Genomic DNA, 8,970 nt, shown 5'->3' on the forward strand with positions numbered 1-8,970 from the left:
CTGGTCCCGCCGCTGGCTGCCGCGGGAATTGGCCTCAGCCGGGGAGTATGGAGCGTATTTGAAGGCGCGGCCATTTTGCATGTAACCAACCTGGTGGCCATCACCCTGGGTGCCGCCACCACGTTCCGCGTGCTGGGCATTCAAGGTGTTCGGCTCGGCATCGGTCCGGCCTTGTGGGCTCGCCGGGCGATATTGACGTTGGCGCTGGCCACCGTTTTAATCAGCGCGCCGCTGTTTTACCGGTCAGCCGCCAAAGTCGTCGAGGGGCCGACGCGTCCCATGGCCTATCCGGTTTCATCGGCACTCTACGATGCGTTTAGACATCGAATCGAAAAAGAGCCGGGTCTCGAACTCATTCTGACAGGCCGATCCCCCGTTCCCGAACGGGGCTTCTTCATCGGCATTCTGCTTGGCGCCGACGGACCGGTACCGCACGAACTGCGCCGCGACCTCCGGCGGATCGTCAAGGAGACCATCGGGGCGGAGGCCGATGTCAAGATTTACACCCTCCAGAAAGCCGGCGTGGAAGCGGACGAATAAATGCGGCACGAGTCGACCCCGTTGGTGGGACGGCTCTCGCGTATTCGAGAGCGACGAGACGCATGCAGCCCGGTTCCCCTCCGTACGAGGGGCATTGACCAATATTCAGGCAAGCGATAAAACGGGTTCCGGGAGGGGATGGCCTGATCGCCGAACTCACCCTTGCGAAGGAGGCAAACCATGTGTTGGTTAACAAATACGCTGTCGGTTTTCTTTAGCGTTGTTTGCTGCCTGTGGGGGTTCATTGGCTGTTCCAGCCTTCCAAAGGATATCCATCGCCCGCCGTCCAGTGTCATCAAGGACGGGCACACAACCCGCCTCGGACGAACCTTTGCCGAGGCGCTTGCGGGCCATTCCGGTCAGTCAGGGGTGATTTTGTTGAGCAATGGCCTGGATGCCAGGGCTGAGCAAATCGAGCCTGCATGCCAAAACCATGGTGATCGACCGAAAGGCCATGTTCGTGGGTTCCATGAACCTGGATCAGCGTTCCCTGAACATCAACAACGAAATCGGCATCCTGTTCCTCAACCCGGAAATAGCCGTTAAGAGCGCCGAGGCATTCGACCAGAATATCAAGAAAGTGGCTTTCCGGCTGACGCTGGATACCGGCAAAAACGGCAGCAAAGCAATCCGCTGGCACCAGAAAACCGCCGATGGCGAGATTGTCTACGATTCAGAGCCCCATGTCGGCTTCTGGAAAAAATTCGGCGTGGGGCTGATCCGGTTGCTGCCGGTGGAATTCTTGCTATAGGTAGCCATTTGACCGAGAGCTGTACTGACTTTTGGGGGATTGTGTGACAGAGCCGCCGCCGCATTATCTCGCCGACACGCTGGTTTCAGCGTTAAATTCGTTGGAGAAACCTCTGGTGGTCGTTTTGGAGGACTTTCATACGATTGCATCGGAATCTGTCCAGACCATACTATCCCGAATGATTCAATGCCTTCCGGATAGGATTCACCTTGTCATCGTAACCCGCGTGGATCCAGTACTGCCGCAAGCTGAACGTTCATTCACGCCGCCAGGCGGTTGTCGAGGCCTTCAAACGCAATCTGGTTCCCGTGCAGTAGTCGTTGACTATACGCTGTCCTAAAGCTTTACTATTCTTTTCATGCCCTCGCTGCACCTTTTTTGCACCTTTTTGGGGGATTGTCCAAGTCTCACAGCCATGATACGATGCAGCTGTTCTGCTGATCTTACTATGTTGATCCGACCTTCCTGACGATTCGCGCACGATACAATTGTTACCATTTTAAAGTCTGTTTAGCTCCAGGCGCATACAATCAACTGATTGAGCGAGCCATGACTTCGAACGATGTCCAAACCCTCCTCATTTTGCACGCCCTCGATAGCGGAGGAGAAGATGGTCCACAAGAAAAAACCAGGATCCCTGATAAGTCATCCAGCCACCTACAGGGTCCGCATTTCCGGCCGGTTGAGCCCGCACTGGGCCGACTATCTGCAAGGCATGACCTTCGCGATCGTTGAAACCGGGGATCAGGCGACGGTTACCGAAATCAAGGGGCGGCTCCCCGATCAGGCGGCCCTGATGGGCATCTTGCAGCATCTGTATAGCTTCGCGATTCCCTTGCTGAGTGTGGAGTGCCTCGATATTTGCAATCAAAAAGGAGAAAGCGAATGAAAAGGTTAGGAACACTGTTCGGTTTTTTGGTTCTGATGCTTACGATGGCTTTACCGGCCATGGCCAAGGATTACGACTTGGTCATCAACAACGGCCGGGTCATGGACCCCGAGACGAATCTCGGCCAGATCGCCAACGTCGGCGTCAAGGACGGTAAGATCGCCGTCATCACAGAGAAAAAGATCACGGGCAAGGAAATCCCCCCTCATGAATGTAATTCGTCCGTATAAAAACGGTAAAGACAAGATGCCCGGCTGCCAGCGCCGGGCTGCAAAAACATTGGCAGGTAAATAGCGCAACATAGGGGAATGGGCATGAGAACCAACCCGTACATAGGGGCGCTTGTCATCGTCCTCTGGGGCTTGAGTATTCTCCCAGGATACCCGCCGCTGGTGCAAGGGGCCGGTATCGCCGGCCACGCTGCCGACAGTCCTGAGACCAGGCAGGTGGCGGGCCGGAACGGGGAACTCCCGGCTCAGAGCGACGCGTCCTGGTGGAGCCGGGAGCGGCTCACCGGGGACTGGGGTGGCATACGGACGGACTTGGCCGGACGCGGCGTGACCTTCGATCTTTCCTTCACCGGTTTCTACCAGGGCATGTTTGAGCGATGAGGACTTTGATTGGGGAGGCCGGTTCGATTTACATGCATCTGGATTCGAAGGCAAATTCCGTAGCGGGGCCGCCGTCCGGTCCATCCCAAACGTCGTTGTCGGATCTGACGGCCTGCCCGGCGTGCGACCTATTACTCGACGCGTGCACGGTGCCGCCGGGATACCGGTTGCGTTGCCCGCGCTGCAACACGGTGGTCCAACGCGCCGTGGCGGACAGCGTTTCCAAGGCCTTGGCCATCAGTCTGACCGGGCTGTTGCTGTATCTTCCGGCCATGCTCATGCCGATCATGACCTTCTCCATTGCCGGTATGAAAGGTTCCGGAAACGTCGTCGATGCATTCCGCGTACTCCTGGAGAAGGGGTATTATATTGTCGGCCTCATGGTCATGGCCACGAGCATCCTCTTCCCGCTGATGAAATTGACCCTGCTCTTTGTCGTCTCCTTCGGACTGACCTTCAGGCGATTCACAAACCGCCTGGCCGGCTGTTTCAGGGCCTATGGACACCTGGCCGAATGGGGAATGGTGGAGGTCTACATGCTGGCCATCCTGATCACCATCATCAAGATGCACAAAATGGCCGACATCCAATACAACATCGGCTTCTTCTGCTTTTGCCTGCTGGTGCTGATCACGGTGAGCGCCTCCGTAGTGGTCGATCCCCACCGGTTCTGGCAGCATATCGGCAATCTGTCGGCAGGGGGGCTGCCATCACTCATGGCGCCGGCAAGGCAACGCCTGCCTCTCACCGCCCGGGAGGCGGGAATCGTCCGCTGCCATGACTGCGGCCTGCTGGTATGCGCGCAGGCGGCATCCACCCCGGATATCGATCGCTGCCCGAGGTGCAACGCAGAGCTGCACATGCGCAAACCGGACAGCCTCAACCGCACCTGGGCACTGGTGATCTGTGCGGCCATCTTTTTCCTGCCGGCGAACATCCTGCCCATCATGCGGGTGGATTGGCTGGGGGTCCCGGAGGTCTCCACCATCCTCGACGGCATTCTCTATTTTTTCAGCACCGGCGAATACGGCATCGGCGCGATCATTTTCACCGCCAGCGTGCTGGTTCCCCTGTTCAAAGTGGTGGGGATCATGATCATTCTGCTGAGTATCCATTTCAGGCGCCGCCAATGGCTGGAAAACAAGACCGCCATGTTTCATTTCATCGAATTCATCGGCCGCTGGTCGTTTCTGGACATCTTCGTTATCGCGCTGCTGGGTGCCCTGGTCCAATTCGGTACATTGACTTCCATCGAGGCTGCGCCGGCGGCGCTCTATTTTACGGCGGTCGTGCTCGCCACCATGCTTGCCGCCATCGCTTTCGATACCCGAATTTTGTGGGATGTCTGTTCCGAGCCAAATCATGGCACCCAAACTGTCCCAACCCGGGAGGACGCATGACGACAACGCCCAAGGTGGAGAAAAAAAAGGGGATCTCACCCGTATGGATCCTGCCTATCCTGGCAATCTGCATCGGCGGATGGCTGCTCTATCGCCACATCACCACCGCCGGTATCGACATTACCGTGTCGTTCAAGGACGCCACGGGCATCACTGCCGGGAAGACGCCGGTTCTGTTCAAAGGCAACCAGATGGGACTGGTCAAGGCCATCGCCTTGCAGAAGGATCTGCAAGGCGTCGACCTGACCATCGAGATGAGCAAAGGCACGGGGCCTTATCTGGTGGAAGACCTCAAATTCTGGGTGCAGAAGGCCGAGGTGGGTGCCGACCGCATTACCGGGCTCGAGACGCTTCTATCGGGCAGCTACATCGGTGTACAGCCGGGTGTTTCCAAACAACCGGCGCGCACCTTTGTCGGTCTGCCGAACCGGCCTCCCGTGGCGGAAAACGCACCGGGACTGCATCTCATCCTCCAAGCGGAAGCCCTCTACTCCCTGCAGGTGGGCTCGGGCATCTATCATCGCGGCATCATGATCGGGTCGGTGCAGCAATACCAACCGCAGTCGGATGATACGGTACGGCTCAGTATTTTCATCGAGCCGGAGTTCCAGCACCTGGTGAAAACGGAAAGCCGCTTCTGGAATGCCAGCGGCCTCACGATCAGCGGCGGCGTGGCCGACTTCAAGCTGCGCCTGCAGTCCCTGACGACCCTGATCAAGGGCGGCATCGTCATGGATACCCCCGCAGCGCTGAAAGCGTCACCCCAGGCCGGCAACGGCCGCACCTTTCCGCTGTACAAAGATTTCGATGCGGCGGCATACGGTCTCCCCCTGACCCTGCAGCTGACCTCGGGCAAAGGCATTTCCGAAGGCTCGACCCAGGTGGTCTACCGGGGAATGAAGGTGGGCGTGGTTAAGTCGATTTCGTTGAACCGGGACGCCCGGCACAGCGTTTCCGCACGCGTCCTGCTCGACCCGCGGGCAGAAGGCATCCTCAGATCGGGCACCCGGTTCTACCTGGTCCGGCCGGATATTTCCCTCCAGGGAATCAGGAATATCGAGACCCTGGTCACGGGTTCGCATATCAGTTTCCAACCCGGTGATGGCGACTACCAGGACCATTTTGTCGTCGATGAGGATGACTATATTTACCAAACACCGCCGGGCTCCCGGTTCTGGCTGACCGCCGACGATGCGGGATCCCTTTCCGTGGGGGCACCGGTTTTCCTCAAACGCTGCCAGGTGGGGGAAGTCACCGGCTTCGCCCTTTCCGACGATGCCGGTCATGTCGAGATCGAAACACTCATCTACACACCCTACGCCAAGCATGTACGCACCAGTTCCCGATTCTACCAACTCAGCGGGGTGGAGGTGAACGCCAACCTTTCCGGTCTCAGGGTCCACACCGGTTCTTTGAAGTCGATCATTTCCGGCGGGTTGGCCTTCTATACGCCGAAAAAAGGAGCTGCGGCAACGCCACAGACCCGGTTCACCCTATACGGCGACCACGATGCCGCCATGGACAGCGGTCGGGCCAGAATCAAAATTGTCTTCGATCGGTTCGAAGGCATCGACATCGGTACGGCTGTCAAATACCGGGGCGTCCGGATCGGCCGGGTGACCGCGTTGACCTATGGCCGGGAATACAAAGATGCCACCGTGGAAGCCATGCTCGAACTGCAGACGGCCGGTCTCCTTCGTGAAGGAACGCAGTTCTGGCTGGCACGGCCGGCGTTCAGTCCTACCGACGGCGGCAACGTGGGCGCCTTGCTTCAGGGCGTGTTCATCGAAATGAATCCCGGCAAGGGCAAGACTCGGCGCGATTTCAAGGCCCTGCCGGCCCCCCCGCCGCCGATAATGCCGAAAACCGGTCTGAACCTGGTTCTGGATGCCGACAATCTTTCCTCCTTGAAGCCGGGGTCGCCGGTTTATTATCGCCGGGTGGTGGTCGGAGAGGTCACCGGCTGCCAGCTTTCCCCAACCTTTCAGCAGGTCTATATCAACGTGAACATTCATGCACCGTATCGTCCAATCATTCGGAAAAACACGCGCTTCTGGAACGTCAGCGGCATCCAGATCCGTGGCGGCGTGTTTTCCGGAATTTCCATGACCACCGAGTCGCTCCGATCCATCCTGGCCGGGGGCGTGGCCCTGGCAACGCCGGACAACGATGCCATGGGCGCTGCGGTGAAAAACGGCCATCACTTCGTGTTGCATCGGGAAGCGGAAGATGAATGGCTGACGTGGCGCCCGGAAATCCGGAAATAAGGACGGGTAAACCGTGACCAGAACTTGCTAACAACCCGGGAGACAACAATGAAACACTTGCTTATCGCTTTTTAATCGGGGCCGCAATTGCCGGGGCCGGCTGCGCCGGCGGCACGCCGGGCAAACAAGATGTTCGCACGGCCGATCCACAGTCAGTCGTCGGCAAAACCTGGCAGTGGGAATCGACGATCACCCCGGTCGAAAAAATCAGCGTACCGGAACCGGAGCGCTACACGTTGCTTCTGATGGCGGACGGGAAGGCCCGGGTTCGCTTCGACTGCAACCGGGGCGGCGGTGATTATAAGATCGCCGCCGGCCAGCTCACATTCGGTCCGCTGATATCGACCCGCATGGCCTGCCCCCAGGACTCGCTGGATGCGCCGTTCATGCGTGACCTGCAGCGCGCCGCTTCCTTTTTCGTTCAGGATGGGAGGCTTTTCCTGGAGCTGCCCTACGACAGCGGAACGATGCGATTCCGATCTTCTCCAGGTCCCGTGGAACTGCTGGGAACTGTCGTGTACATGGATCTGGAAGGCGGTTTTTTTGCCATCAAGGATGACGATGGAAAAACCTACGAGCCGGTCAACCTTCCGGAAACGTTCAAAAAGAATGGCCTGCAGGTGAGGGTCACCGCCCGTGTCAGAGACGACGTCGGAAGCATCCATATGGTGGGAGAGATCATCGAAATCGTCACGATCACTCAGCAATAGGGCCCGAATCGGTGATACGGCGACACACGGCAGTCCGGCGTTGCACAATGATTGGAGCAGATCGAACCACGGTCGATCGCTGCCGTACGGACAATGCAATGGGAGTACTTCTATGAATGCCTGGCTTACGGGTGTGTTGGCAGGGGTCATGTTGGTCGCGATGGCCTCGCCACTCATGGCCGAGGAGGTGGTGGTGCTGTCCGGTGCTGAGCTCACTGGTCCTGGCCGATGGCTTGAAGAAGTACTCCGAACGCGGCCCGGCCTACGTAGATACATTGAAAGGCATCATTCGCAAAAACAATCTCCAGATCGCCGATGACGCCGTTTTCAGGGATGAACCCATGAAATTTGTCCTGGGAGCCCCCGATCCGGCGGCAGCCGAAAAGCTGCGTGCCGATATCGAGAGCATGCGCCAATCCGGGGAGTTGGAAACGATCATTGCGCGCATGCGTCTGGAGTAATGTGAAACGATAGGAAACATACGAAGCCACCGAAAAATGAAAAGGAGCGCGTTATGAGAAGAAAAACAAATGTATCCTTGGTATTGATTCTGATTATGACGGTGTTGGGGACAGCCCAACCGGTGCTCGCCGACCAGTTCAGCGACACGATTGAAATCTACAAAAAGTCAGAAGCGGTCAAACCGTTTTTCAGTAGCGCTTATGGATACGCCGTTTTTCCGACCATCGGCAAGGGCGGTCTTGGCATCGGTGGCGCCTACGGAAAAGGGCAGGTATACCGTGGGGGTAAGGTTACGGGCGAGGCGTCGCTGGTAAAATTATCCATTGGCTGGCAGGCCGGCGGTCAGGCGTTCAGCCAGATGATTTTCTTCGAAGATAAAAGAGCCTATGACGAGTTCACCGGCGGTGAATTCGAGTTTGACGCCTCGGCATCCGCCGTGGCCATCACTGCCGGGGCCCAGGCCAAAGCGGGTACCCAGGGTGCCACTGCCGGGGCCAGCGCGGGGCCGGCAACAGGCAAACAGGCCGAAACGCGTTACCACAAAGGCATGGCTGTGTTTGTCCACACCAAGGGCGGGTTGATGTATGAAGCCGCCATCGGCGGCCAGAAGTTTAATTTCAAGCCCTTGCAATAATTCAAAAATTGATGTTCCCAATACAAAAGGAGAGGAAAACGATGAGAAATAGATGTGTGAATTTAATTGTTGCATTCATGGTTGTCGGGATGCTGGGCGCCTGTGCCACTTATCAACCGGTGCCCGCCTTTACGCCGGTTGATATCAATGCCGATGGGTATGTGCAGAAGACACAAAACGCCGTTTTCATAATCGATTCATCGTCATCAATGGCTGAGGGGTATCAGCAGTGGAAAAATTCGATCTGGGCAAAGCCTTGATGGAAAACATGGCTAAAACCATTCCCGCGGATATGCAGGTCAATACCGCCCTGCGCAGTTTCGGGCATGATTTAAGCGTTTCAAGGGAGTCGACCATGCTGGTTGATGACATGGGACCTTTCAACCGGGCTGATTTCGACAACGGGTTGGCACAGCTCACCAAACCGGGTGGTATCAGTCTTTTGGGCAAAGCCATCACCGCCGCAGGCAATGATCTGGACGGCCTTTCCGGAAAGAGCGCCATCATTATCGTTAGCGATGGCAAGGATATGGGATCTGCACCGGTAGCTGCGGCAACAGCTTTGAAGGAGAAGATGGGGGATGCGCTGTGCATCTACACCGTTGCCGTGGACGATAACGAAGCCGGAATGAAACTCTTGGAAGAGGTTGCCAATGTTGGCGGATGCGGTTTCGCCACCCAGGGTGACAGTCTGATGGACGGCGCC

Annotated in this window: 11 protein-coding genes and 1 pseudogene; all 12 read left to right on the forward strand. The window is 57.4% G+C overall.

The window, feature by feature from the left end:
* Window positions 1–540 (forward strand): DUF389 domain-containing protein (locus JCM12296_RS40480; protein WP_218188354.1); only part of this gene is annotated, 540 nt, incomplete at its 5' end.
* A 385-nt stretch (window positions 541–925) separates the two neighbouring features.
* Window positions 926–1,291, forward strand: a complete 366-nt coding sequence (locus tag JCM12296_RS29880; RefSeq protein WP_054700654.1) for a phospholipase D-like domain-containing protein — start codon at window positions 926–928, stop codon at window positions 1,289–1,291.
* 610 nt (window positions 1,292–1,901) lie between these two features.
* Window positions 1,902–2,180: a hypothetical protein gene (locus JCM12296_RS29885; RefSeq protein ID WP_054700657.1), complete on the forward strand. Its 279-nt coding sequence runs from the start codon at window positions 1,902–1,904 to the stop codon at window positions 2,178–2,180.
* Complete coding sequence (locus JCM12296_RS29890; RefSeq protein ID WP_054700660.1) at window positions 2,177–2,410, forward strand: hypothetical protein; 234 nt, start codon at window positions 2,177–2,179, stop codon at window positions 2,408–2,410. Before JCM12296_RS29885 ends, JCM12296_RS29890 begins: the two co-directional genes overlap by 4 nt.
* Before the next feature lie 84 nt (window positions 2,411–2,494).
* A complete protein-coding gene (locus tag JCM12296_RS29895) occupies window positions 2,495–2,791 on the forward strand; it encodes a hypothetical protein (protein WP_054700663.1) in 297 nt (98 codons plus the stop codon).
* A 32-nt stretch (window positions 2,792–2,823) separates the two neighbouring features.
* Window positions 2,824–4,191 carry a paraquat-inducible protein A gene (locus tag JCM12296_RS29900; protein WP_172684179.1) on the forward strand — a complete coding sequence of 456 codons (1,368 nt, stop codon included), beginning with the start codon at window positions 2,824–2,826 and terminating at the stop codon, window positions 4,189–4,191.
* A complete protein-coding gene (locus JCM12296_RS29905) occupies window positions 4,188–6,458 on the forward strand; it encodes a PqiB family protein (protein WP_054700669.1) in 2,271 nt (756 codons plus the stop codon). The genes JCM12296_RS29900 and JCM12296_RS29905 overlap by 4 nt, the downstream gene beginning before the upstream one ends.
* 86 nt (window positions 6,459–6,544) lie before the next feature.
* Window positions 6,545–7,168, forward strand: coding sequence for an META domain-containing protein (locus JCM12296_RS29910; protein ID WP_281492205.1), 624 nt, complete (start codon window positions 6,545–6,547; stop codon window positions 7,166–7,168).
* A 203-nt stretch (window positions 7,169–7,371) separates the two neighbouring features.
* Window positions 7,372–7,629 carry a hypothetical protein gene (locus JCM12296_RS29915; protein ID WP_054700676.1) on the forward strand — a complete coding sequence of 86 codons (258 nt, stop codon included), beginning with the start codon at window positions 7,372–7,374 and terminating at the stop codon, window positions 7,627–7,629.
* 53 nt (window positions 7,630–7,682) lie between these two features.
* Window positions 7,683–8,264, forward strand: coding sequence for a lipid-binding SYLF domain-containing protein (locus JCM12296_RS29920; protein ID WP_054700679.1), 582 nt, complete (start codon window positions 7,683–7,685; stop codon window positions 8,262–8,264).
* A 41-nt stretch (window positions 8,265–8,305) separates the two neighbouring features.
* Window positions 8,306–8,524, forward strand: coding sequence for a hypothetical protein (locus JCM12296_RS29925; RefSeq protein WP_054700681.1), 219 nt, complete (start codon window positions 8,306–8,308; stop codon window positions 8,522–8,524).
* Window positions 8,494–8,970: pseudogene (locus tag JCM12296_RS29930) on the forward strand (OmpA family protein); the annotation flags it as partial. The gene JCM12296_RS29925 and the pseudogene JCM12296_RS29930, both read left to right, overlap by 31 nt.

It is taken from the genome of Desulfosarcina cetonica JCM 12296 (genome assembly GCF_001311845.1).
Lineage (GTDB): Bacteria > Desulfobacterota > Desulfobacteria > Desulfobacterales > Desulfosarcinaceae > Desulfosarcina > Desulfosarcina cetonica.

What these genes read in the sequence shown, in the direction of transcription:
- JCM12296_RS29890 (WP_054700660.1), top strand. Translation starts at nt 2,177, where the DNA reads ATGAAAAGGTTAGGAACACTGTTCGGTTTTTTGGTTCTGATGCTTACG.
- JCM12296_RS29885 (WP_054700657.1), top strand. Translation starts at nt 1,902, where the DNA reads ATGGTCCACAAGAAAAAACCAGGATCCCTGATAAGTCATCCAGCCACC.
- JCM12296_RS29880 (WP_054700654.1), top strand. Translation starts at nt 926, where the DNA reads ATGGCCTGGATGCCAGGGCTGAGCAAATCGAGCCTGCATGCCAAAACC.
- JCM12296_RS29905 (WP_054700669.1), top strand. Translation starts at nt 4,188, where the DNA reads ATGACGACAACGCCCAAGGTGGAGAAAAAAAAGGGGATCTCACCCGTA.
- JCM12296_RS29900 (WP_172684179.1), top strand. Translation starts at nt 2,824, where the DNA reads ATGCATCTGGATTCGAAGGCAAATTCCGTAGCGGGGCCGCCGTCCGGT.
- JCM12296_RS29920 (WP_054700679.1), top strand. Translation starts at nt 7,683, where the DNA reads ATGAGAAGAAAAACAAATGTATCCTTGGTATTGATTCTGATTATGACG.
- JCM12296_RS29925 (WP_054700681.1), top strand. Translation starts at nt 8,306, where the DNA reads ATGAGAAATAGATGTGTGAATTTAATTGTTGCATTCATGGTTGTCGGG.
- JCM12296_RS29895 (WP_054700663.1), top strand. Translation starts at nt 2,495, where the DNA reads ATGAGAACCAACCCGTACATAGGGGCGCTTGTCATCGTCCTCTGGGGC.